We start from the raw sequence: 23,952 nt of genomic DNA, 5'->3' as shown, positions 1-23,952 counted from the left end.
GCCACCACCGGCACCACCCCCGACATCAACGAACTCAACGTCCTCGCCGACCAGGACGACACCAACATGCCCCTCGCCGCCACCCACAACTTCCCACTCACCAGCGACACCCGCATCCTCAACCCCCACCTGGGCAACTACCGCGCCACCACCGCCGACGCCGTCACCTCCATGACAGCCGCAGGCAAGTAACCCCGACACCCTCGGCGAGGCCGCGAGGTCAGAAGGCCAGGGCGGGGCGGTGGTGGTCGAGCCACAGCGCGAGGTCGACGACCCGCTCCAGGCGGAGCCGGTGGCCCCACGGCAACTGCTCGGCAGGCGTGTCGATGGCCGCCCCGACGACCGTCTCGTCGGCGATGTCCCGTACGTGCGGTGCGTCCAGCGCCTCGCGGGCCAGCCGCTGTAGACCTGCGTTGTAGTCGGGGTGGTGGGTGGCCGGGTAGTGGTTCTTCGGCCGCCACAGCACCGAGTCGGGGGCGATGCCCCGGCCGAGGTCGCGCAGCAGGCTCTTCTCCCGGCCGTCGTGGTTCTTCATCGCCCAGGGGGTGTTGAAGGCGTACTCGACGAGGCGGTGGTCGCAGTAGGGCACGCGCACCTCCAGGCCCTGGGCCATGGAGAGGCGGTCCTTGCGGTGCAGGAGTTGGCGCAGCCAGCGGGTGAGCGAGAGGTGCTGCATCTCGCGCAGGCGGTGTTCGGCGGCGCTCTCGGAGTCGAGGCGGGGGACGGCGGCCACGGCGGTGCGGTAGGTGTCGGCGCGGAACTCGGGGATGCGCAGCCGGGCGGCGAGGTCGGGGTGGAGCGGCATGGCGGCCTGGTCCCCGGTCACCAGGAGCCAGGGGAAGGCGCGAGCGGCGAGCGCCTTCGGGTGGTGGAACCACGGGTAGCCTCCGAAGACCTCGTCGGCGGCCTCGCCGGAGAGGGCGACGGTGGAGTGCTTGCGGATCTCTCCGAACAGCAGGTAGAGCGAGGTATCCATGTCGCCGACGCCGATCGGCGAGTCCCGGGCGACGACCACGGCGCGCCGGTTGTCCGGGTCGAGCAGGGCACGGGGGTCGAGGACGACGGTGGAGTGCCGGGTGCCGATGAACGCGCCGGCCTCGGCGGCGAAGGGGGTGTCGTGGCCGGTACGCAGCACGTCGCCGGTGAACTGTTCGGCCTGGTCGCTGTAGTCGACGGCGTAGGAGCGCAGCGTGGCCTGCGGCCCTTCGCGGAGCCGGAGTTCGTCGGCGATCAGGGCGGTGACGACGGTGGAGTCGAGGCCGCCCGAGAGCAGGCTGCACAGCGGGACGTCGGCCTCCAGCTGGGTACGGGCGGCGCGGTCGACCAGGCCACCGATCAGCTCGGTGGTGGTCTGCGGGTCGTCGGTGTGCGGGCGGGCGGTCAGCTCCCAGTAGCGCCGTTCGCGGATGCCGTCGCGGTCGAGGACGAGCATGCTGCCGGGGTGCACCTCGCGGACGCCGGCCCAGACGGTGGGGCCGGTGTTGAACAGGAGGCTGTAGGCCTCGCGCAGGCCGTCGGCGTCCACGGTGGGGGTCACCTCGGGGTGGGCGAACAGGGCCTTGGGTTCGGAGCCGAAGGCGAGGCCGCCGTCGGTTTCGGCCCAGAACAGCGGCTTGACCCCGAGCCGGTCGCGGACCAGCAGCAGGCGCTGCTCGCGGTCGTCCCAGACGGCGAAGGCGTACATGCCCTCCAGGTGGTCGACCAGGGCGTCTCCCCACTCCTGGTAGGCGCGCAGGACCACCTCGGTGTCGCTCCGTGTCTCGAACCGGTGGCCCCTGGCGGCGAGTTCGGATCTCAGCCGGTGGTGGTTGTAGACCTCGCCGCTGTAGGTGAGCACCACCTGCGGGTGTTCGGGGCGGTCGGTCATGGGCTGGGTGCCGCCCTCGATGTCGATGACGGCGAGGCGGCGGTGGCCGAGCGCGGCGTGGCGGCCGAGCCAGACCCCGCCGGCGTCGGGTCCGCGCAGGGCCATGGTGTCGGTCATCGCCTGGATGACGGAGGCGGCCCCGTGGCCGATGTCCTGGTGGAAGGACTGGTGGAAGGACACCCAGCCGGTGATCCCGCACATGCTCGCGCTCCTGGGGTGAAGGGGTGTGCTCTGCCGGACGCTGTCGGCGACGGCGCCCGGCCCAGAAGTCGGGCCGGACGTCCGGGAAGTTCCGGGCAACCGCAGGATTCCCGGGGCGGGTCGGGCGGTGCCCGCGCGAAGCCCACCGGGGGTGCACCGCCGGGCGTCGGGCTCGGACGGAGGGGCGTCGGGCTCGGACGGCCGGACCGGTACGTCGGCCGGCGGCGTTCAGTTCCGGGGATCGGGCAGCGCGGGGTACGGGATGAAGGTGCTGGTGTGCTCGTCGAGCGCCAGCGGCCGGCCGATGGCGGGCGCGGCGCGCTGCGGGCACGCCGGGCGTTCGCACACCTTGCAGCCGAGCCCGATCGGGGTGGCAGCCGCCACGTCGCCGAGGTCCAGTCCCGCCGAGTACACGAGCCGTGCGGCGTGGCGGAGTTCGCAGCCGAGGCCGATGGCGAAGGTCTTGCCGGGGCGGCCCCAGCCGCCGGGTGAGCGGGTGACGGCGCGGGCGGTCCAGAGGTAGCGCCGGCCGTCGGGCATGGCGGCGACCTGGACGTGGACCCGGCCGGGGGCGGCGAAGGATTCGTAGACGTTCCACAGCGGGCAGGTGCCGCCGGTGCGGGAGAAGTGGAGGAGCCGGTTCCCCGGCGGGGTTCGCAGGTTTCGCAGGTTCGCAGGAATCCGCCGTACGGATTCCACCGATTGGCATGCTGGATCATCGGCCGTCCGACGAGCAGGCTCGGTCATGCAAGACCGAGAGCCATCGAGCGCCCCCGAGGAGTCCCGTGATCGAGCACCACGTCCGCGTCCACCCCAGTGCCGACCGGCTGCCGCGTGAGGAGCAGCTCGCCTGGAAGCTGGCCGCCGTCGCGACCGGCACCGAGGAGCTGGACCCGGCCAGCGTGAACATGGCCGTCAACCGGGTGATCGACAACGCGGCGGTGGCCGTCGCGTCGCTGCTGCGCCGGCCCGTGACGGTGGCCCGCGCCCAGGCGCTCGCCCACCGCGGCGCGCCGGGCGCCCGGGTGTTCGGCAGCCTGGCCCGGGTCTCACCGGAGTGGGCGGCCTGGGCCAACGGGACGGCGGTGCGCGAGCTGGACTTCCACGACACCTACCTCGCCGCCGACTACTCCCACCCCGGCGACAACATCCCGCCGCTGCTGGCCGTCGCCCAGCACACCGGCCGCAGCGGGGCCGACCTGCTGCGCGGCATCGTCGCCGCCTACGAGGTCCACGTCGCACTGGTGCGGGGCATCTGCCTGCACGCCCACCGGATCGACCACGTCGCGCACCTGAGCGCGGCCACCGCCTGCGGGCTCGGGGCGCTGCTGCGGCTGCCGACCGAGACGGTGTACCAGGCGGTGCAGCAGGCCGTGCACACCACCACGGCCACCCGGCAGTCCCGCAAGGGCGAGATCTCCAGCTGGAAGGCCTTCGCCCCCGCCTTCGCCGGCAAGGCCGCGATCGAGGCGGTGGACCGGGCGATGCGCGGCGAGACCTCCCCGTCCCCCGTCTACGAGGGTGAGGACGGCTTCCTCGCCTGGCTGCTCGACGGCCCGCAGTCCGACTACACCGTGCCGCTGCCCGCGCCCGGCGAGCCGAGGCGGGCGATCCTGGACACCTACACCAAGGAGCACTCCGCCGAGTACCAGGCCCAGGCGATCATCGACCTGGCCCGGCGGCTGCGCGAGAGGACCGGGCCGCTGGACGGCGTCCGCTCGGTCGTCCTGCACACCAGCCACCACACCCACCACGTCATCGGCTCCGGCTCGGGCGACCCGCAGAAGTACGACCCGCGCGCCAGCCGGGAGACCCTCGACCACTCGATCCCGTACATCCTCGCCGTCGCCCTGGAGGACGGCGCCTGGCACCACGAGCGCTCCTACGCCCCCGAACGGGCCCAACGCCCGGAGACCGTGGCGCTCTGGCAGAAGATCACCACGGTCGAGGACCCGGAGTGGACCGCCCGCTACCACGACCCCGACCCGGCCCGGCGGGCCTTCGGCGGGCGTGTGGTGATCACCCGGGACGACGGCACGGTGATCCAGGACGAGCTGGCCGTCGCCGACGCCCACCCGGCCGGCGCGCGCCCCTTCGACCGCCCCGCGTACGAGCGGAAGTTCCGCACCCTGGCCGAGGGCATCGTCTCCCCCGCCGACCAGGACCGCTTCCTGGCAGCCGCCGCCGACCTCGCCGAGCTGAAGGCCCCGGACCTGGACGAGCTGTTCCCGGCCGTCGACACCGAGACCGTGCGCGCGTTCGACGCGCTCCTCCCGAAGGGCCTGTTCTGATGCTGCACACCCGCACCACCCCCGCCCAGCGCCGCCGCGCCCTGCGCGAACGCCTCGCCACCGGGCGGCTGTTGACGATGCCCGGCGCGCTCAACCCGCTCTCCGCCCGGCTCATCCAGGACCTCGGCTTCGAGGCCGCCTACCTCTCCGGCGCCGTCCTCGCCGCCGACCTCGGCCTGCCCGACATCGGCCTCACCACCGCCACCGAGGTCGCCGCCCGCGCCCAGCAGACCACCCGGGTCACCGACCTCCCGGTGCTGATCGACGCCGACACCGGCTTCGGCGAACCCATGAACGCCGCCCGCACCGTCCAGCTGATGGAGGACGCCGGCCTCGCCGGCCTGCACCTGGAGGACCAGGTCAACCCCAAGCGCTGCGGCCACCTCGACGGCAAGGCGGTCGTCCCCCGCGAGGACATGACCCGCCGCCTGCGGGCCGCCGTCGACGCCCGCCGCGACCCCGACTTCCTGCTGATGGCCCGCACCGACGCCCGCTCCGTCGAGGGACTGCGCGCGGCGATCGACCGGGCCAAGGCCTACGTCGACGCCGGAGCCGACGCGATCTTCCCCGAAGCCCTCGCCGACGAGGCCGAGTTCGAGGCCTTCCGCAAGGCCGTCGACGTCCCGCTGCTCGCCAACATGACCGAGTTCGGCAAGTCCCCGCTGCTCGACGCCCGCACCCTCCAGGACCTCGGGTACGAGATCGCGCTCTACCCCGTCACCCTGCTGCGCCTGGCCATGGGCGCGGTCGAGGACGGCCTGCGCACCCTCGCCGCCGAGGGCACCCAGGAGTCGCTGCTGCCGCGCATGCAGACCCGCTCCCGGCTGTACGAACTCCTCGGCTACGAGCAGTACGCGGCCTTCGACACCGCCGTCTTCGACTTCACCCTCCCGCCCGGCGCCTGACCCCGCATCGGAGACCAGCCATGCCCACCACCGCGCCCGGGATCCACCGCGGACTCGCCGGAGTCGTCGTCGACACCACCGGGATCTCCACCGTCATCCAGGAGACCAACTCCCTCACCTACCGCGGCTACCCCGTCCAGGACCTCGCCGCCCAGCGCTCCTTCGAGGAGGTCGCCTACCTGCTGTGGCACGGCGAGCTGCCCGACCCCGGACAGCTGCGGGAGTTCCGGGCCCTCGAGGCCGCCCTGCGCCCGCTCGACCGCACCACCACCGAACTGCTCGCCAAGCTGCCCGAGACCTGCCACCCGATGGACGTGCTGCGCACCGCCGTCAGCTTCTTCGGCGCCGAGGACCCCACCGAGGACGACGGCCGCCCCGCGCCCCACCTCGCCAAGTCCCTCACCCTGCTGGCGAAACTGCCCACCGTCGTCGCCGCCGACCAGCGCCGCCGCCGGGGCCTGGCGCCCATCCCGCCGGACCCCGGGCTCGGCTACGCGGAGAACTTCTTCCACATGTGCTTCGGCGCGGTGCCCGCCCCGGAGGTGGTCCGCTGCTTCGAGATCTCCCTCGTGCTGTACGCCGAGCACAGCTTCAACGCCTCCACCTTCACCGCCCGCGTCGTCACCTCCACCCTCTCCGACCTCTACAGCGCCGTCACCGCCGCGATCGGCGCACTCAAGGGCCCCCTGCACGGCGGCGCCAACGAGGCCGTGATGCACATGCTGGAGGAGATCGACGCCCCCGCCCGGGCCGCGCAGTGGCTCGACGAGGCGCTCGCCGCCAAGCGGAAGATCATGGGCTTCGGCCACCGCGTCTACCAGCACGGCGACTCCCGCGTCCCGATCATGCAGGCCGCCCTGGACGCCCTGGTGGCCCGCAGCGCCGACCCCCGGACGGCCCGGCTGGCCGCCCTGCACGCCGCACTGCGCGAGGCGATGCTGGAACGCAAGGGCATCCACCCCAACCTCGACTACCCCGCCGGCCTCGCCTACCACCTGATGGGCTTCGACACCCCCGTCTTCACACCCGTCTTCGTGATGAGCCGCATCACCGGCTGGACCGCCCACATCACCGAACAGCTCGCCCACAACTCCCTGATCCGCCCGCTCGCCTGCTACGACGGCCCCGGCCAGCGCCCGGTGCCGGGGCTGTCACCGAGCACGGCGTAGGGAACGCGGCTGCGGCGGTCCGGCTCGACCGCCAGGCGCCCGCCCGCCGGCGGGCGGGCGCGCTGGACGCAGTCGCGGCGCTCGCAGATCCGGCAGCCCAGCCCGATCGGGGTCGCCGCTCCCGGAGCGTCGAGCGCGACGCCCTCGGCGTAGACGAGGCGGTGGGCGTGGCGCAGCTCGCAGCCGAGCGCGACGGCGAACTCGCTGCGCGGTGCGCGGTGCCCGAAGCCGCCGTGGGAGACGGTGCGGGCGATCCAGAAGTAGCGCTTCCCGTCCGGCATCTCGGCGACCTGGGTGAGGATCCGGCCGGGCGCGGAGAAGGCCTCGTAGACCGTCCAGAGCGGGCAGGTGCCGCCGAGGCGGGAGAAGTGGAAGTCGGTCGCGGACTGGCGCTTGGAGATGTTGCCCGCCCGGTCGGCGCGCAGGAAGGAGAACGGGACGCCGCGTCGGCCCGGACGCTGGAGGGTGCTCAGCCGGTGGCAGACCGTCTCGAACCCGACCCCGAAGCGGGCCTGGAGCAGCTCGATGTCGTACCGAAGCTCCTCGGCGGCCGTGTGGAAGGCGGTGTACGGCATCAGCAGGGCGCCGGCGAAGTAGTTGGCCAGGCCGATCCTGGCCAGGTCGGCGGCCTGGGGTGAGGTGAGGCCGGGCCCGGCCGCCGCCACGAGCGTGTCGAGCAGCGGCCGGTGCTCCAGCAGGGCCAGTTGGGTGGCGAGTTGGAAGGCACGCCGGCCGCCGGCCAGCCACGGTGAGAGCCGCAGCGTGCCGGCCGCCGGATCGTAGCGCCGCAGGTCGCCGGGCCGCCGGTGGTCGGCGTCCAGCACCCGCACCCCGTGCCGCTCGCCGAGGCGGGCGGCCAGCGCGGCGGCGGTGCGGCCCGCGGTCGTCGTCGCCAGGCACCGCGCGGTCCGCTCCGCCGCCTCGTCCAGGGCGGCGATGTGGTTGTGATGGGTGTAGAAGAAGTCCCTGACCTCGTCATGGGGTTCGGCCGGGCGGATGCCCGCCCCGGTGCCGGGCTCACCGAGGTCGACGACCCGCGCGAGCGCCTCGCGGTAGCCGCGGTGCAGCGCGACCAGGGCCCGTGCCACCTCCGGGTGGTTCCGGCTCACCTCCGCGATCTCCTCCGTCGGCACGGCTCCGCCACAGGCCTCGTCCGCGAGCACGGTGCGCAGGTCGGTGCCGAGGCGTTCCTCCTCGGCCTCGGAGAAGAACTCCGGGTCGACCCCGAGCACCTCGGCGATCCGCAGCAGCACGGCGGCGGTCAGCGGGCGCTGGCTGTGCTCGATCTGGTTGAGGTAGCTGGTCGAGATGCCGAGCTCGCGCGCCAGCTCGACCTGGTTCATGCCGTGCTCGCGGCGCAGTCGGCGCAGCTTGGCGTGGGCGTAGATCTTCCGCCCGGTCGGACGTGGCATGGCGCGTACTTCCTCTCTCAGACCCGGTTGGTTCGGATCGCGGCCTCGACCCGGACGGCGTCGGCGGTGTCACGGACCTCGTGCACCCGCACCGCCCAGGCGCCCTGCGCGGCGGCCAGGACGCTGGCCGCCGCGGTGGCCGCGTCGCGTTCACGGGCCGGACGGGCCTCGCCCGTCCGCGGGTCGGCCAGCAGCTCGCCCAGGAAGCGCTTGCGCGAGGCCGCCACCAGGAGCGGGCGCCCCAGTACGCGCCAGGCGTCCAGTGACGCCAGCAGCGCCCAGTCGTCCTGCCGGCGTTTGGCGAAGCCGAGGCCCGGGTCCACGATGACCTGGGCGGGGTCGACCCCGGCCGACACCACCGCGTCCATCTGCCGTGCGACCTCGCGGATCACCTCGGCCGCGACGTCCTCGTACGCGGCCAGCTCGTCCATGTGGGCGGACTGCCCGCGCCAGTGCATGACGACGAAGGGCACTCCGGCCCTGGCCGCGGCGCGGGCCATGCCCGCGTCGGCCCGGCCCCCGCTGACGTCGTTGATGATCCGGGCGCCGGCCTCCACCGCCGCTTCGGCGACCCGGGCCCGCATCGTGTCGATGCTGACCAGGACGCCCTTGTCGGTGAGCGAGCGCACCACCGGCAGGACCCGGCGCAGTTCCTCCTCCTCGGACACCCTGGTCGCTCCCGGCCGGGTCGACTCCCCGCCGACGTCCACGATGTCCGCGCCCTGCTCGGCCAGCAGCAGTCCACGGTCCACCGCGCGCCCCGGGTCCAGCCAGCGGCCGCCGTCCGAGAACGAGTCGGGGGTCACGTTCACGACTCCCATCACCGCGCACCGATCCCATCCGGGCAGTCCCGACAATACCTGCGAAGGTCTTTTCATGCGCCCATTGTGCCGCCCGCCCCACCCGTCTCCCAACTCGTACCACCGAGAGAATTCGTATCACAGAGTGGACACCTGAGGACTACCGCGAGCCCGGCTGGTTAACCTCCTGCCATGACACTCGGAATTCCCTCCACGCGCACGGATCGGGCGACCTCCGTCCGCGAACTCCTCGCGGCCGGCAGGCTTTCCTATTCCTTCGAATTCATGCCGCCCCGGAGCGCCGAAGCGGAGGTCGGCCTGTGGAATGCGATCCGGCGCCTGGAAGCGCTGTCCCCCACCTTCGTCTCCGTGACCTACGGCGCCGGCGGGTCGACACGGGAGCGGACGGTGAACGTCACCGGCCGCATCGCGCAGGAGACCACCCTCACGCCGACCGCCCACCTGACCGCAGTCGGCCACAGCGTCGCCGAACTGCGGAACATCCTCGGCCACTACGCTGACCAGGGAGTTCGCAACATCCTGGCGCTGCGCGGCGACCCGCCGGGCGATCCGCTGGGCACCTGGCACCGCCACCCCGACGGAGTGGAGTACGCCGCCGACCTGGTGCGGCTGATCAAGGAGTCCGGCGACTTCTGCGTCGGCGTGGCCGCGTTCCCGGACCTGCACCCGAGGTCCCCCGACTGGGATTCCGAGATCAGGCACTTCATCGAGAAGTGCCGGGCGGGAGCCGACTACGCCATCACCCAGATGTTCTTCGACGTGGACAGCTACCTCCGTTTCCGGGATCGACTGGAATCGGCCGGCTGCACCGTTCCGGTCATTCCGGAGATCATGCCGGTGACCAGTATCCGGTCGCTTCGGAGGATTCCGACGCTGACCACTGCCGCCATTCCCGATGATCTCTCCGAAAGCATGCTGAAGCACCAGGACAACCCGAAGGCCGTCCGGTCGATCGGTATCGATCAGGCCACCGGAATGTGCCGGCGCCTGCTCTCCGAGGGAGTTCCCGGGCTGCATTTCATGACCATGAACTTCTCCACGGTGACGACGGAGATCTACCAGAACCTCGGGCTTCCCGGGTCCGGGTGAAACGGGCCGGGCCGCCGTTGCGGCCCGGCCCGGGGACGGTCCCGGGCCGACCCGGCCGGGCGCCGCACGGCGTGCGGGGCCCGGCCGGGTCGCGTCACCGGGGGGTCAGCCGGCGAGCTCCGCGCGCAGGTGGCGGGCGGCGCCGACGAGGCTGTCGAGCGAGGCGCGGGTCTCCGTCCAGCCGCGGGTCTTCAGGCCGCAGTCGGGGTTGACCCAGAGCCGCTCGGCGGGGATGGCCGCGAGGCCCGCGCGCAGCAGGGCGATGGCCTCGTCGGTGCTCGGGACGCGCGGGGAGTGGATGTCCCAGACGCCCGGGCCGACCTCGCGCGGGTAGCCGGCCCCGGCGAGTTCGCCGGCGACCTCCATGTGCGAGCGGGTGGCCTCCAGCGAGATGACGTCCGCGTCGAGTTCGTCGATCGCCGTCATGATCGCGCCGAACTCGGCGTAGCACATGTGGGTGTGGACCTGGGTGTCGGCCCGCACCCCGGAGGTGGCGAGGCGGAAGGACTCGGTCGCCCACGCCAGGTACGCCGGGCGGTCGGCGGCGCGCAGCGGCAGGGTCTCGCGCAGGGCCGGCTCGTCGACCTGGACGACGGCCGCGCCGGCGGCCTCCAGGTCGGTGACCTCGTCGCGCAGGGCGAGGGCGACCTGGCGGGCGGTGTCGCCGAGCGGCTGGTCGTCGCGGACGAAGGACCAGGCGAGCATCGTGACGGGGCCGGTGAGCATGCCCTTGACCGGGCGGTCGGTCAGGCCCTGCGCGTAGCCGAACCAGTCGACGGTCATCGGGTGCGGGCGGGAGATGTCCCCGGCCAGGACCGGCGGGCGCACGTACCGGGTGCCGTAGGACTGCACCCAGCCGTGCCGGGTGGCGAGGTAGCCGGTGAGCTGTTCGGCGAAGTACTGGACCATGTCGTTGCGCTCGGGCTCGCCGTGCACCAGGACGTCCAGTCCGGCCTTCTCCTGGAAGGCGATGACCTCCCGGACCTCCGCCTCGATGCGCTCGCGGTAGGCCGGGGCGTCGATCCGGCCCGCCGTGAGATCGGCCCGCGCGACCCGCAGTTCGGAGGTCTGCGGGAACGAGCCGATGGTGGTGGTCGGCAGCAGTGGCAGGCCGAGCCGGGCGCGCTGGGCCTCGGCCCGCTGCGGGTAGGCCTGGGCGCGGCGGGCGTCGTCGGCGGTGACGGCGGCGGTACGGGCGCGCACCGCCGGGTCGTGGGTGATCGGCGAGTTGGCGCGCGAGGCGAGGTCGGCGCGGTTGGCGGCCAGGTCGGCGGCGATCGCCCCCGTGCCCTCGCGCAGGCCCCGGGCCAGCAGCGCCACCTCCCTGGCCTTCTGCTTGGCGAAGGCGAGCCAGCGCAGGATCTGCGGGTCGACGTCGCGTTCGGCGGCGGCGTCCAACGGCACGTGCAGGAGGGAGCAGGACGGCGCGACGTCGACCCGCTCGGCGAGGCCCAGCAGGGTCGCCAGGGTGGCCAGCGACTTCTCCAGGTCGTTGATCCAGATGTTGCGCCCGTCGACCACCCCGGCGACCAGCCGCTTGCCGGGCAGCCCGCCGACGGCGGCCAGGTCGTCCAGGTTCGCCGCGGCGGGCCCCGTGAAGTCCAGCGCCAGGCCCTCGACCGGGGCCTTGGCCAGCACCGGCAGGGCCTCACCCAGGCGGTCGAAGTAGCTCGCGACCAGCAGCTTCGGACGGTCCGCCAGGCCGCCCAGCTCACGGTAGGCGCGGGCGGCGGCGTTCAGCTCGGCCGGGGTGCGGTCCTGCACCAGCGCGGGCTCGTCCAGCTGCACCCACTCGGCGCCGGCCGCCTTCAGGTCCGCCAGCAGCTGCGCGTAGACGGGCAGCAGCCGGTCCAGCAGGGTGATCGGCTGGAAGTCCTCGGCGACGCCGGGGGCGGGCTTGGCGAGCAGCAGGTAGGTGAGGGGGCCGACCAGCACGGGGCGTGCGGTGTGGCCGAGCGCCAGCGCCTCCCGGAACTCCCCGACGGCCTTGGCCGGGTTCGCGGTGAAGACGGTGTCCGGGCCGAGTTCGGGCACCAGGTAGTGGTAGTTGGTGTCGAACCACTTGGTCATCTCCAGCGGCGCGACCTCCTGGGTGCCGCGCGCCATGGCGAAGTAGCCGTCCAGCGCGTCCGCCTCGACGGCCGCCCGGTGGCGGGCCGGGATCGCGCCGACGGCGACCGTGGTGTCCAGTACGTGGTCGTAGAGCGAGAAGTCGCCGGTGGGCACTTCCGAGGCCCCGGCCTGGGCGAGCTGCGCCCAGTTCTCCCGGCGCAGGCCGACCGCCGCCTCCCGCAGGGCGTCGGCGGTGACCGTGCCCTTCCAGTAGCCCTCGATGGCCTTCTTCAGCTCCCGGCCCTGGCCCTGCCGGGGGTAGCCGTACACGGTGGCCCTGGTTGCCGCGGCTGCGGACTTCGTGGTCAAGGGACTCTCCTTCGCGAGTCTGGCTCCTCAAGTACCCGGGGACGGGACGAGAGCGCGAAGGGATGACGAACCGGGCGGCGGCTCACGTCGATGCGCGTGCCGGACCCGCCTGGTATGGTCGCCGACCCGCCCACGAGGTCACCGGGATATCCGCACGCGGAACGGTCCGCGGGCGGGCAACGGGCAGGTCTTCGGACTCGTGGGCGCACCGGGCCTGTTGGCGTCCGGTACCTACTGGCCATCGCTTCCCAGACCCGTCCCGGGTCCAGTGCGTATGACGGCGGTCGTTCCCACTCACCGCTGCGGGGCAGTCCCGGATTCCCACCGGGTTCCCTCTTGCGACGTCCTGCCTGGCGGGCAGGACGAACCAGCTGCGTCGCCAGCTTAGGGGCAAACCGCCGGGGCCGACGCGGAATTCACGGAAGCCGTCCGCATGGTGAGACTCCCTCGCCGCTCGCGGAGCCGATGGCGGAGCCGTTCGCGGTGTCGTTCGCGGTGACTCGTCGACCGTCCGGGGCCTCGAAGCGCACCATGGGCTCGAAGTTGGCGCGGCGGGCCGCGCGGCGGAAGACGGTGAGGACGGCCGGGCCGACGACGAGCACGGCGGTGAAGGTGGTGACGGCACGACCGGTGTCCCAGCCGAGCGAGGTGGCGAGGTCGAAGAGCAGGTAGCGGTGCCACTGCTCGGTGAAGGGCAGCCCCGGCAGGTAGGCGATGGAACTGTTCGGGTCGGTGGAGAACGGCCAGAAGGAGAGGTTGAGGAGGAAGCCGAAGAGGTACCCGGAGAACGCCCCGTACGCGGCCAGCATCGGGACCTCCCAGCGCCGCCGCCGGGTTCTCGGCAGGAGCCCGGCGAGCATGCCGACGAACGCGCAGCCGAACATCTGGTACGGCATCCAGGGGCCGACGCCGCCGGTGAGCAGCGCGGAGGCGAACAGCGAGGTGCAGCCGAGGGTGAAGCCGAAGCCCGGGCCGAAGACCCGGCCGGCCAGGACGAGGACGAAGAAGACCGTCTCCACTCCTGCGGTGCCGGCGCCGAGCGGGCGCAGCCCGGCGTTGACGGCGGACAGGACGCCGAGCATGGCGAGGGCCTTGGCGTCGATGCCGCCGGCCGCGATCTCCGCGATGACGACGGCGAGCACCAGGGCCAGCAGGGCGCCGAAGATCAGCGGCGGGGCGTAGGAGGAGCCGAACTTTCCGGGGGCGACGACGAACGGCCAGGTGAAGGCGACCAGGCCGATGAAGGCGGCCAGGGCCGCGACGACGCGGGCCCGGCCGGGGATCCGGACGGCGCTCACCGGGCGGCCTGCGCGGGCGCGAGGGCGGCGGCGACCTGTCGGGTGGTCAGGTAGGGCAGCGGGGCGAGGATCTTGGCGGTCTGGGGGGCGAAGGTGGGCGAGGCGACGATGACCTCGGCGGTGGGGCCGTCGGCGACGATCTCGCCCTCGGCCATCACCACCACCCGGTCGGCGGCGGCGGCGACGAACTCGACGTCGTGGGTGGAGACGACGACCGTACGGCCTTCGGCGGCGAGGGCGTCCACGATGCCGGTGAGCGCTTCCTTCCCGTGGTAGTCGAGCCCTCGGGTGGGTTCGTCCAGCAGCACCACCCGTGGCGCGGCGGCCAGTTGGATCGCCAGGACCAGGGCCAGCTTCTGGCCCTCGGAGAGGTCCCGGGGGTGGGTGCCGTCGGGGATCCCGGGGGCGAGCCGGTCGAGGATCTGCCTCGCGGTCGGGCCGGCGACGGTCGGGCCGGCTGCGCGGTGGGCCTCCAGGTCGCTCTGGGCGAGTTCCTGGGCGACCGTCTCCAGGTACAGCAGGTCGGTCGGGGTCTGCGGGACGAGCCCGACGAGCTGTCGGGCCCTGGTCGCGGAGAGCCGCTTGGGGTCCATGGCCGGCCCGCTGTCGGCTCCGAGGACCTGCACGCTGCCACCCTGTCGCGGGCCTGAGCCCTGGAGGGCCCACAGGAGCGAGGACTTGCCCGAGCCGTTGCGCCCCATCAGCGCCGTGACCTCGCCGGCCCGCAGACCCAGCCCGATCTCCCGGACGGCGGTCACCTGCCCGTACCGGACGACCACCCCTCGGGCGTCCAGCACCCGCTCCCCCGCCACCGCTGCCCGGCGCGGCGGAGGAACGGGCACGTCGTTCAGCCGCTCCCGCAGCGGGGCGGCGGCGCGCCGGGCGTCCCGGACGGAGAGCGGCAGCGGCCGCCACCCGGCCAGCCGCCCGAGGTCGACGACGGGCGGCGCGACCGCGGTGTGCCGGAAGACCTCGGCGGGCGGCCCGTGCACGACCGTGCCGTCGCCGGGCAGGTAGGCGACGCGGTCGGCGTACTGGACGACCCGCTCCAGGCGGTGTTCGGCGAGCAGGACGGTGACGCCGAGGTCGTGGACCAGGCGGGTGATGGCGGCGAGCACCTCCTCGGCGGCCGTCGGGTCGAGCGCCGAGGTCGGTTCGTCCAGGACCAGGACGCGGGGGTGCGCGGTGAGCACCGAGCCGATGGCGACGCGCTGCTGCTGGCCGCCGGAGAGCTCGTGCAGGGCGCGGTGGCGCAGGTCGGCGAGGCCGAGCAGGTCGAGGGTCTCCTCGACGCGCTTGCGCATCACCGCCGGCGGGACGGCCAACTGCTCCATGACGTAGGCCAGTTCCTCCTCCACCGTGTCGGTGGTGAAGCCGGCCAGCGGGTCCTGCCCCACCACGCCGACCACGTCGGCCAGTTCGCGAGGGGGGTGGTGCGCGGTGTCCCGGCCGTCCACGGTCACCCGGCCGCGCAGGGTGCCGCCGGTGAAGTGCGGCACGAGGCCGTTGACGGCGCCGAGCAGGGTCGACTTGCCGACGCCGGTGCGGCCGACCACCAGGCAGAGCTCGCCCTCCGGGATGTGCAGGTCGACGTCGCGCAGGACGGGGGCGGTCTCGCCGTCGTACACCACGCCGACCTGGTCGAATCGGATCACGTGCTCACCTCGGGGGTCGTGCGGTCGGCGCCGGTGCGGCGGGTCCCGGCGGCGGGCTCCGGGGTACGTCCGGGCTCCGGGGTACGTCCGGGCGGAGGCGCGATGACCCCGGCGGCGCCGGCCAGCAGCAGGGCGAGCACCGGGACGAGCGGCAGGCTCGGCCAACTGAGCGGGTAGAGCGAGGGGTTGAGATCGGTGGCGGCGTAGCCGACGGTGGCGAACAGCAGGACGGCGGCGGTCACCCCGCAGCCCGCGACGCCCCACTCGGCGGCCCGCCAGCGGTCCGGCCGGTAGGTGGTGCGCCGTACGCGCCGGCCGCCGAGGACCAGCCCCGCCACGCAGAGCAGGGCGCCCGCGAGGAAGGCGGGAAGTCCCAGGGCAGCGGGGGCGGTTCCGTCCAGGAGCCCGTACACCCCGGCGCACAGGCCGCACATGCCGAGCAGCATCAGGGTGCCGGTGATGCGGCGGGAGCGGCGGGTCGCGGTGCCGGAACGACCGTAGCCGCGCGAGTCCATCGCGGCGGCCAGGTGCAGCGAACGCTCCAGCGCGTCCTCCAGCACCGGGACGACGATGCCGCGCAGCGCGCGGATGCCCTTCCGCTGCCCGGCGCGCAACCGCCTTGCCCGGGCGACGCGTTGGACGCTTTGCACCAGCTGCGGGGCGACGCTGAGCGACACCGTCACGGCGACGCCCAGCTCGTACAGGGCGCCGGGCAGGACGCGCAGGGCGCGCTTGGGGTTGGCGAGGGTGTTGGCGGCGCCGATGCAGCAGATCAGGCAGGCCAGGCGCAGCCCGTCGAAGGCGGCGGAGAGGGTCGCCTCCAGGGAGACCGGCCCGCCGATCTGGATGCCCGCGTACCAGGCGGGGGTGGGCAGGTGCGGGAGCGAGAAGAGCAGGTGGTCGTGCGGGGTGATGCCGGTGGCGAAGACGCACCGGAACACCACCCGGATCGCCACCACGGTCAGAGCCAGCCACAGGTAGTAGGTGAACCCGCGCGCCCACGGGGCCTCGGTCCGGCGGGCGGTGACCACGTAGCCGAGCACGGCGAGGACGAGCAGGAGCAGCAGCGGGTTGGTGGTGCGGCTGGCCGCCGTCGCCAGGGCGAGCGCCCAGGTCCACCAGGCCAGCGGGTGCAGGTTCCGGGGGCTGCGCCGGCTCCCGGCGTCCCGTCCGGGGGTGGGCTTCGGCTTCGGGGTGGGCTTCGGGGGGCCGGCGTCGGGTTTGTCGGGCATGGTCACCGGATCACTCGGCCCGGCGGCGGCGCCGTCGCGCGACGACCACGGTGGCCGCGCCCAGCGCCCCCACGAGGGCGGTCGCGATGACGGCGGGGGCCATCGACCCGGAGTCGTGCGGGGCGTCGGCCACCGGATTGGCGTCCACCACGCCGCCGGGCACGGCGGAGGTCGACGTCGGCGCGGCCGCGGCCTCGACCGTCTGCGGGGTCGGCTGATCGCTCGGGGTGTCCGTCAGCGGCGCGGTGGACGGCTCGACCGGCACCGGTGTGGCGGGCACGGGCGTCGGCTCGGGCGCTCCGGGCGGAGTGATGCCGTCCTCGGGGGTGGCGGCGGCGCCGGGCCCCGGGGTGGTGGCGGGCGCGGGCGGACGGGCTCCGCCCGCCGGGGGCTTGGCGGGGGCCGGGGCCCGGCCCGATCCGGTGCCACCGGCGGTGCCGGTGCTGCCGGTGCTGCCGGTGCTGCCGGTTCCGCTTGCGTTTCCGGTACCGCCGGTTCCGCCGGTTCCGCCGGTTCCGCCGGTTCCGCCGGTTCCGTCGCTCGAACCGGTGCCGCTGCCGCTGCCGCTGCCGCTGCCGCCGGTCGTACCCGTGGCACCCGTCGACCCGCCGCCGGAGACGCTGGAATCGCCGGAGCCGCCCGTGGTGCCCTGACCGGGGTCGGCGGGCTGCCCGCCGGGGCTGGAGTTGTGGGCGCGAACGCTGTCCGGCGAGAAGCCCGGCCGCCCCTCGGTGCCCTCGACGTTGGTGCCACCGAAGATCCAGAGGTCGACGCTGCCGGGCTTCGGCTGGTAGCTCATCGCGCCGAGCTGGCTGTAGGACCACTCGTTCTGGCCCGGATCGGCGTGCCAGTACGACCAGTAGGCCGTGGCCGGGGGCGTCAGGACGCACTTCTCCTGGTCCGGGGCCGGGAACTGCTTACCGCCCTGGAAGCCGCTGTAGCCGATCCGGCAGATGAACGCCGGACCGTCGTGGCCGGTCCCGGTGGTCTTCCAGCCGCCCTGGTTGAGCAGGGTGAAGCCGGTGGTCGGGGTGGTCCCGCAGGAACGCAGCAGCGGGCCGCCCCACTTGCTGAAGTCCACGGCGAGCACCACGCCGGAGGCGGTGGTGCACTGGTCGATCGGCAGCGGCGCCGCGGACGCCGGGGCGGTGCCCACGGCGACGCCACCGAACGCGAGGGCGAAGGTCAGGGCCGCCGCCCCGGACAGCCGGCCGAGCCGACCGCCGAGTCCCCGGCTCACCGGTGACGCCCCGGGGCGGTCGCGGTGCGGCGCCGGGCGACGAGGACGGCCGCCGCGCCGAGCGCGGTCAGCACGCCCGCACCCGCCGTCAGCGTCAGGGCCTGGGTTCCGGTCCCGGCCAGGCTGCCGGAACCGGTCTGCGCCGCCACGCCACCGGCGGGGGCGACGGCGCCACCGCCATCGCCTCCGGCCGGAGCGTCGATGCCGCCGGTCGACCAGGTGGCCGAACCGTCGCCGGTCGAGGGAGCGGCGGTGTCCGAGGGCCCAGCCGTGCCGGGAGAGCCCGTCGGGCTCGGCGTACCTGTGGGCGTGTTCGTGGATGTGTTCGTGGATGTGTTCGTGGGCGTGCCGGTCGGGGTGTTGGTCGGCGTGCCCGTCGGCGTACCCGTGGGCGTGCCCGTCGGCGTCGCCGTCCCGGTGGAAGTCGGCGTCGGCGTCGGCGTTCCCCCGAGGTCCCGGAACAGCGTGCCGAAGGAGATCCCGGTGGCACCGCCGAGCACCTGCGTGGACGCGCGGACGTCCGAGCCCGGCTGCCCGGCGGAGGCGACGTTGAACCCGCCGTCGCCGTTCTGCTGGCCCGCCAGGAAGTCGCGCGCCTTGGCGATCTGCGCGCCGTACGAGGCCTGACGCAGCGTCATGCCCTGGATGGCGAGCGCGGCCGAGTTGGTCGAGTCGCCGGCCGCTCCCGGGAAGCCGCCGTCGGGCAGCTGCCGCGCGGCGAGCCAGCCGAGGCCCTGGTCGACGGCCCGCGCGGCTTCGTCGCCCGGCACGAGGGCGAGGGCCATGACGGCCATCGCCGTGCTGTCCACGTCGGAGTCACCGGTGGCGGGGATCAGGCTCGGCCACGATCCGTCCTGGTGCTGGAGGCCCTTCAGGTAGGCGATCGCGGGAGCCGCGTTCGTCGAGTCCCCGGCCCGGAGCTGGGCCATGATGCCGAGCGCCTGGGAGAACACCGAGGTCGCGTAGGTGTAGTTGCCGGGCGCCGCGCAGCCGGTGCTCTGGTCGGCCTTGGTGCACACGAGGGCGGCCAGGGCGGCGATCAGGTCGTGGCCGCCGAAGGCGCGCGGGTTGCGGCCGACCGCCTCGGCGAGCAGCGCCTCCTTTCCGATCGAGCCGCCGCCTGCGTACTCGGTGCCGATGCCGGTCCAGTCGTTGACGGTACGCTCGCTGGCGTCCTTGCCCGGCTGGTCCAGGAAGTCGACGATCCTGCGCAGCGCGGCGTCGTCGGTGCCGGTGGCCGCGAGGGCGTAGGCGCCGTCGATGGTGAGGCCGAAGTCGGCGAAGGCCGGGAAGCCCTCGTAGTAGCGGCCGTTGATCAGGCGGGACGGGTCGGTGAGGTAGGCGCTGCCCTTGGCGGCGTCGGGGGCTCTCCCGGCAGGCGGCGTGGTCGCGGGCGAGGTCGGCGGCGTGCTGGCGGGTGTCGTCGGCGGGGTGGTGGCGTCCGGGTTGTGTCGGACGCTGGTGAGGTCGGTGCCGGTCAGGGCCAGGATCGCCTGCTCGGTGGCCGCCGGGTCCGGGTCGGTGGTCGACGCGTCGGGGCCGAAGCCGCCGTCCGTGCCCTGCCGGGCGGCGAGCCAGGCCGTGGCGGCGGCCCGGCGGGTGTCCTGTCCGGTGGCCTTGAACGCCTGGGCCGCGCTCGCGGTGCTGATGGTGTCGCCGGGGGCGCCGAGGTACGGGAGGAGGGATCCGTCGGCCTGCTGTCCGGTCGCGAGCTGGTCCGAAGCCTTCCTCGCGGCCGTCTCGTACCCGGGCGCCGTACGCAGGGCGAGGACCGCGAGGCCGGTGGTGAGCGGGTCGGACTCGCAGTGGTCGCCGGCGACGATCATCGACCCGGCCACCCCGCCGTCGGCGCACTGGAGCTCCGTGAAGCGGGCGAGCGCCGGGGCGGGTGGCGTGACGCCGGCGCGCTGGAGGGCGATGACGCCGAGGGACTGGACCCAGGGCGAGGCTGCGCCGAGGAAGTCCCCGGCGGCGGTGCACTTGCCGTTCTCCCCCGCCGCCGTGCAGACGTGGCCGGTGAGCGCGGCGATCAGGTCCCGGCCGCCGAAGGCCCGGGGATCGCCACCGGTGCTCTCGGCGACGAGGGCCAGCAGTGCGGCGGCCCTCGCATCGGGCCGGCCGGCCGGTCCGTCGGGGTGGAGGAAGGCGTCGGTGTGAGCGGAGAGGAAGGCGACCGTCCTGCGCAGCGCCGGGTCCTGCGTGCCGGCGGCGGCGAGGGCGATGGCGGTGAGGGCGGTCCGGGGGTAGTCCGGCCCCTCGACGGCCCAGTTCTCCATGTGGTCGCCGCCGACGAGTTGGCGGGCCAGCCAGGCCGCGGCGGCCGCCGGGTCACCGGCGGCGGACGGCCCGGTCGGAGTCGGGGTCGAGGTCGGAGTCGGGGTCAGGGTCGCCGAGGGCGACGGCGAGGCGGACGGCGAAGCCGGCGAACCACCGCTCTTCGCCCGGACGGAGTCCGGCGTGAAGCCCGGTGCCCCGCTGGTGCCGCCGATGTCGGTGCCGCCGTACACCCAGGCCTCGACCTCGCCGGGCTTGGGCTTCTGCGTCCCGGCGCCGAACCGGCTGTAGGACCAGGCCTGTTGGCCGGGTTCGGCGATCCAGTACGACCAGTACGCGGTGGCCTGCGGGGTGTTGACGCAGGGTTCCTCGGCCGGCGTCGGGTACTGGGTGCCGCTGTTGAAGGTCCCGGTTCCGAGTCGGCAGATGAAGGCGGGTCCGTCGTGCTCGGTTCCGGCGGTGGTGAAGCCGGCGGCGTGCAGCAGGTTCATCCCGGTCGTGGGGCGGGCGTCGCAGCCCCGGAGGACACCGCCGCCCCAGTGGGTGAAGTCGACGGCGACGATCGCGCCCGTCGTCGCCGTGCACTGCTCGATCGGGTCGGCGGCCGCAGTGCCGGGGCGCCCGAACAGGACGCTTCCGCAGGCGGCGACCGCGACAGCACCGGCGACCACCAAGGAGGCGAGGTCCCGGTTCCTGTGACGTGTGCGACTGCTGCTGACCCTCACGACGACTCCCTGGTCGGTCGACGCAGGGCGCAACGGCGCAGCCCACGGTCTCCTGGGCAGGGACCGTCCGGACCGCGTCGTAGTCCGCGACGACGCAAGTGCTCTGTGAACAGGGCCCCCGGTCCAGGCATTCCGGCTCACCCACCACAGGTGGGTCCACGGTTGCGGGTCAGCGCCGGAGTTGGACCGGCTTCCCCTGAATGCCGAGGGCAAAAAATCGGTTCATCAGACCACGACGGCCGAACGGGAGTCAACGGTCCGTCACGTCGATCACATCACCTCGTCGGCCGGTGCGCCGTGCGGTAGCGTCCGCGGTGGCCGAGCGGGGGAACCCGGTGCGAATCCGGGGCTGACGCGCAGCGGTGTGGGGTGGCGATCGTGCTGCCCCGAGCCCGGATGCCCGCCCGGCCACGCACCATGGCGAAAGCCGGCCCACGCGATCCGGGCGGCGACCGCTCCGGCCGTCGCGCGCCCTCGAACGGACGCCGGAACTCCGGGGCAGGGTCGGCGCCCGCCACCCCAAGGAGCCTGTCCCGTGTCCCTCCTCGCCCCCTCGCGGACCACCCCCTCGCGGACCACCCCTGCCCGCGCCGCCTCCGCCGTCACCGTCGCCCTGACGGCCGGCGCGCTCCTGCTCTCCGCCGTCCCCGCCCACGCGACGGCCAGCCCGACCCAGATAGCCACCTCGAAGAGCACCGGCGTCACCTACCTGAAGTCGCTCCAGGCCGCCGACGGCAGCTACGTCACCGGCGGCGGGCTCTCCAACGAGTGGGCGTTCAGCGCACTCGCGGCCGCCGGCACGGCCGCCGCGGACGTCACCCCCGGCGGCGACCCCACCAAGAACGCCCGCCTGGTCTACCGCGGCCAGCTCGCCGCCCCCGGCTGGCCGAGCGCCTCGCCGGTCGTCACGGACTACGAGCGCGGCATCCTCAACGCCTACGCCGCCGGCATCGACCCCGCCCGGGTCGGCCCGGGTCGCAACCTCGTCGCCGACCTCGCCGCCTACTGGCAGACCGCCGAACCCGGCTACTACGGCCCGTCCGCCAACTTCAACGGCACCGTCTTCGGCCTCCTCGCCCTCGCGGGCGCCAAAACCCAGGCCGGCAGCCCTCGCGTCCCGCAGCCGCTGCTCGACGCCTCCGTCACGGCGGTGCGCGCCAACCAGCACAACGATGGCGGCTGGAACTTCAGCAAGGCCGCGGGCGACCCGAACGCCCTCGCCCAGGGCAGCGACATCGACATGACCGGCGCCGCCATGGCCTCGCTCTGCACCGGGGGCGTCGCCGCCACCGACCCGGCGATCGCCGCCGCCAAGAACTTCCTCAAGGGCAAGCTCACCGCCTCCGGCGCCTTCAACGCCATGTTCGGCGTCAACACCGACTCCAACGGCTGGGCCGTCTCCGGCCTCAACGCCTGCGGCATCAACCCCCAGGGCGCCGACTTCACCAGCGGCACCGGCAAGAGCCCCGTCGACTTCCTGATCGCCCAGCAGTTCAAGCCCGGCGGCGGCTTCAAGTACCTGCCCACCGACACCACCCCCTCCCCCTACGCCTCCGTCGACGGCCTGCGCGCCGTCGCCGGCGCCGGCTTCACCGCCACCCCGCCGACCCCGACCACCACCGGCGAGCCCGCCTGGGCCGCCGCCACCGCCTTCGTCCCCGGCACCGCCGCCAAGCTCGCGCTGGTCATCGACGACGGCACCGGCGCGCTCAAGGTCTGCGCCGCCACCCTCACCCCGACCGGCACCACCGCGACCCTCGGCAACGTCCTCGACGCGGCCGCCGGCGCCGCCCCGAGCGGCTGCGTCACCTCGGTCGCCCCGTCCACCGGCGGCGACACCGTCACCGCGATCAACGGCACGGCCAACAGCGGCTCCTCCACCTGGCAGGTCAGCCTGGACGGCACCACCGCCACCGGCGCCACCCGGGCCACCACCGTCCACCTCGGCGACACCGTCTCGCTCCGCTACGGCAACTGATCCGGAGACCCTGGCCGTCCTGGACGCCGGGTACGAGCCAAGCCACGAAAGCGGCAAACTGACCTGCCGTCAGCTCTCCGGTGCACGGAGCGGCCTCCACCGGGCCCACCGGCGGGCCGAGCCCGCACCACCCGACGCCGGCGCCCCAGGCCACCCTCTTCGCGACCCGGCGGTCCCCCAACTCGCGGTCCGCCTGGGGGACTTCTGGGGAACGGGACCTGGCCGGTTTGCAGCCTGGACTGCGCGGTCGAGGTGCGGTTTGCTCATCACCGACCAGCCCTACAGGAGGGCCGGGAGGAATCGGGGAATCACATCATGACCCGTTCGATCAAGGCGCTCGCCGCACTCGCTCTGGCCGGGGCATCCGTCGTCGGCGTGACGTCGCTGGCGTCCGCCGACCCGAACCCGTCCAACATCGGCTCCTCCCCGCAGTGGGTCCGGCTGAGCACCAGCCACTCCGCGGGCGTCTACACCGCCGCCGACGCGGGGTCCGGCAAGTACAAGAACATCACCCTCGCGCCGGGCGACTCGGCCTGGGCGGACTGTTGGGTGGCCGGCGGGAACGTCGGCAATGACGGCGACGTCTGGTACCACACCACGTGGGTGTACCAGTACGGTGTGGTCACCCCCTCGGGGTCCTCCTGGACGTTCGCACCCTACGTGGACGGCGCGGCGATGTTCCACAACGTGCCCGGCCTGCCCCACTGCTGAACCACCCGATGACCCACAGCGGCCCCGCGCACCGACCCCGGCGCGCGGGGCCGCTCGCACAGCTGCTGACCGAACAGCTCGCCCGGCGGCGCCGAACGTCCCGCACCGTCTGAACTCTGAACCGCCGGTGCCCCGGCCCCCCTTCCGGAGGGGCCGGGGCACCGGGGTGTCTCCGGAGGTCAGGGCGCGGTGACGCCCGGCTGGGCGCCGGCGCCGAAGGACCAGCCCTCGACGTCGCCGGGCGCCGGGTTGTAGCTGCCCGCGCCGAGGTTGCTGTACGACCAGGGGCCGCCGTGCTGGGCGTGCCAGTACGACCAGTAGGCGCTGCCGGTGGGGTTGGTGCAGGTCGTCGGCAGGGCGTTGATGGTGCAGACGAAGCCCGGGTAGCGCGGGTGGAAGGTGTACGCGAACCCGGCGCCGGTCAGCGCGGCCAGGCCGCTGGCCGGGTCGCCGGGTGCGCAGCCGGTCTGGATGCCGCCGCCGACGGCGGTGAAGTCGACCACGACGGTGACGCCGGTGGTGCCGTCGCAGGCGGCGGCCCGCGCCTGCGGGGCCTGGACGACGGAGGCGCCGAGCAGTCCGGCGGTGAGGGCAGCGGCGGCGGCGATCGACCCGAGGGTGCGGCGGGCCGGGCACGCGGGCGCCATGGTGTCGGTCATCGGA

Annotated in this window: 15 protein-coding genes, 3 pseudogenes and 3 riboswitches; of the genes and pseudogenes, 7 read left to right on the top strand and 11 right to left on the bottom strand. The window is 74.0% G+C overall.

The window, feature by feature from the left end; translation table 11 throughout:
* Positions 1-192: pseudogene (locus AB0P03_RS20315) on the top strand (hypothetical protein); the annotation flags it as partial.
* A 28-nt stretch (positions 193-220) separates the two neighbouring features.
* Here AB0P03_RS20315 and asnB read toward each other — a convergent pair.
* On the bottom strand, positions 221-2,068 hold the full coding sequence (gene asnB, locus AB0P03_RS20310; protein ID WP_363583518.1) for an asparagine synthase (glutamine-hydrolyzing): 1,848 nt from the start codon (positions 2,066-2,068) through the stop codon (positions 221-223).
* Between the two features lie 228 nt (positions 2,069-2,296).
* Positions 2,297-2,698 (bottom strand): annotated as a pseudogene (locus AB0P03_RS20305) (short-chain fatty acyl-CoA regulator family protein); the annotation flags it as partial.
* 155 nt (positions 2,699-2,853) lie between these two features.
* On the opposite strand from AB0P03_RS20305, the gene AB0P03_RS20300 reads away from it, so the two are divergent.
* The 3 genes from AB0P03_RS20300 to AB0P03_RS20290 are packed head-to-tail and all read left to right on the top strand — an operon-like array spanning position 2,854 to position 6,433.
* A complete protein-coding gene (locus AB0P03_RS20300; protein ID WP_363583516.1) occupies positions 2,854-4,359 on the top strand; it encodes an MmgE/PrpD family protein in 1,506 nt (501 codons plus the stop codon).
* Positions 4,359-5,264 carry a methylisocitrate lyase gene (prpB, locus tag AB0P03_RS20295; RefSeq protein WP_363583514.1) on the top strand — a complete coding sequence of 302 codons (906 nt, stop codon included), beginning with the start codon at positions 4,359-4,361 and terminating at the stop codon, positions 5,262-5,264. The genes AB0P03_RS20300 and prpB overlap by 1 nt, the downstream gene beginning before the upstream one ends.
* Positions 5,265-5,284: 20 nt before the next feature.
* A complete protein-coding gene (locus tag AB0P03_RS20290; protein ID WP_363583512.1) occupies positions 5,285-6,433 on the top strand; it encodes a bifunctional 2-methylcitrate synthase/citrate synthase in 1,149 nt (382 codons plus the stop codon).
* Here AB0P03_RS20290 and AB0P03_RS20285 read toward each other — a convergent pair.
* Both AB0P03_RS20285 and folP read right to left on the bottom strand, forming a co-directional pair.
* Positions 6,379-7,845, bottom strand: a complete 1,467-nt coding sequence (locus tag AB0P03_RS20285) for a short-chain fatty acyl-CoA regulator family protein (protein WP_363583510.1) — start codon at positions 7,843-7,845, stop codon at positions 6,379-6,381. The genes AB0P03_RS20290 and AB0P03_RS20285 overlap by 55 nt on opposite strands.
* Positions 7,846-7,862: 17 nt before the next feature.
* Positions 7,863-8,723: a dihydropteroate synthase gene (gene folP, locus AB0P03_RS20280; protein WP_363583506.1), complete on the bottom strand. Its 861-nt coding sequence runs from the start codon at positions 8,721-8,723 to the stop codon at positions 7,863-7,865.
* Between the two features lie 114 nt (positions 8,724-8,837).
* Between folP and metF the strand changes: the two genes are divergently transcribed.
* A complete protein-coding gene (gene metF / locus AB0P03_RS20275) occupies positions 8,838-9,755 on the top strand; it encodes a methylenetetrahydrofolate reductase [NAD(P)H] (protein ID WP_363583504.1) in 918 nt (305 codons plus the stop codon).
* 105 nt (positions 9,756-9,860) lie between these two features.
* Here metF and metE read toward each other — a convergent pair whose 3' ends face one another.
* The 6 genes and pseudogenes from metE to AB0P03_RS20245 form a co-directional block, all read right to left on the bottom strand.
* On the bottom strand, positions 9,861-12,176 hold the full coding sequence (metE, locus tag AB0P03_RS20270; protein ID WP_363630078.1) for a 5-methyltetrahydropteroyltriglutamate--homocysteine S-methyltransferase: 2,316 nt from the start codon (positions 12,174-12,176) through the stop codon (positions 9,861-9,863).
* Between the two features lie 164 nt (positions 12,177-12,340).
* Positions 12,341-12,563: riboswitch (cobalamin riboswitch) on the bottom strand.
* A 29-nt stretch (positions 12,564-12,592) separates the two neighbouring features.
* Complete coding sequence (locus AB0P03_RS20265; protein ID WP_363630076.1) at positions 12,593-13,474, bottom strand: ECF transporter S component; 882 nt, start codon at positions 13,472-13,474, stop codon at positions 12,593-12,595.
* Entirely contained in the window at positions 13,471-15,129 is a 1,659-nt protein-coding gene (locus tag AB0P03_RS20260) for an ATP-binding cassette domain-containing protein (RefSeq protein ID WP_363630074.1), read from the bottom strand. The genes AB0P03_RS20265 and AB0P03_RS20260 overlap by 4 nt, the downstream gene beginning before the upstream one ends.
* Positions 15,126-16,361, bottom strand: a complete 1,236-nt coding sequence (locus tag AB0P03_RS20255) for a CbiQ family ECF transporter T component (RefSeq protein ID WP_363630072.1) — start codon at positions 16,359-16,361, stop codon at positions 15,126-15,128. Before AB0P03_RS20255 ends, AB0P03_RS20260 begins: the two co-directional genes overlap by 4 nt.
* Positions 16,362-17,025: 664 nt before the next feature.
* Positions 17,026-17,550, bottom strand: a pseudogene (locus AB0P03_RS20250) (hypothetical protein); the annotation flags it as partial.
* 47 nt (positions 17,551-17,597) lie between these two features.
* Positions 17,598-20,600: a prenyltransferase/squalene oxidase repeat-containing protein gene (locus AB0P03_RS20245; RefSeq protein ID WP_363630070.1), complete on the bottom strand. Its 3,003-nt coding sequence runs from the start codon at positions 20,598-20,600 to the stop codon at positions 17,598-17,600.
* Positions 20,601-20,704: 104 nt separating this feature from the next.
* Positions 20,705-20,848, bottom strand: a riboswitch (cobalamin riboswitch).
* 77 nt (positions 20,849-20,925) lie between these two features.
* Positions 20,926-21,002: riboswitch (cobalamin riboswitch) on the top strand.
* Positions 21,003-21,213: 211 nt separating this feature from the next.
* Here AB0P03_RS20245 and AB0P03_RS20240 point away from each other — a divergent pair.
* Both AB0P03_RS20240 and AB0P03_RS20235 read left to right on the top strand, forming a co-directional pair.
* Positions 21,214-22,578 carry a hypothetical protein gene (locus tag AB0P03_RS20240; RefSeq protein ID WP_363630084.1) on the top strand — a complete coding sequence of 455 codons (1,365 nt, stop codon included), beginning with the start codon at positions 21,214-21,216 and terminating at the stop codon, positions 22,576-22,578.
* 315 nt (positions 22,579-22,893) lie between these two features.
* Positions 22,894-23,289, top strand: coding sequence for a hypothetical protein (locus AB0P03_RS20235; RefSeq protein WP_363630068.1), 396 nt, complete (start codon positions 22,894-22,896; stop codon positions 23,287-23,289).
* Between the two features lie 179 nt (positions 23,290-23,468).
* Here the strand turns inward: AB0P03_RS20235 and AB0P03_RS20230 are convergent, their stop codons facing one another.
* Positions 23,469-23,948: a flagellar hook-length control protein FliK gene (locus AB0P03_RS20230; RefSeq protein WP_363583486.1), complete on the bottom strand. Its 480-nt coding sequence runs from the start codon at positions 23,946-23,948 to the stop codon at positions 23,469-23,471.
* Positions 23,949-23,952: the final 4 nt, after the last annotated feature.

It is taken from the genome of Kitasatospora sp. NPDC088779 (assembly GCF_040685395.1).
Taxonomy (GTDB): Bacteria; Actinomycetota; Actinomycetes; order Streptomycetales; family Streptomycetaceae; genus Kitasatospora.
This window is presented reverse-complemented; position numbering and strand designations above follow the sequence as displayed.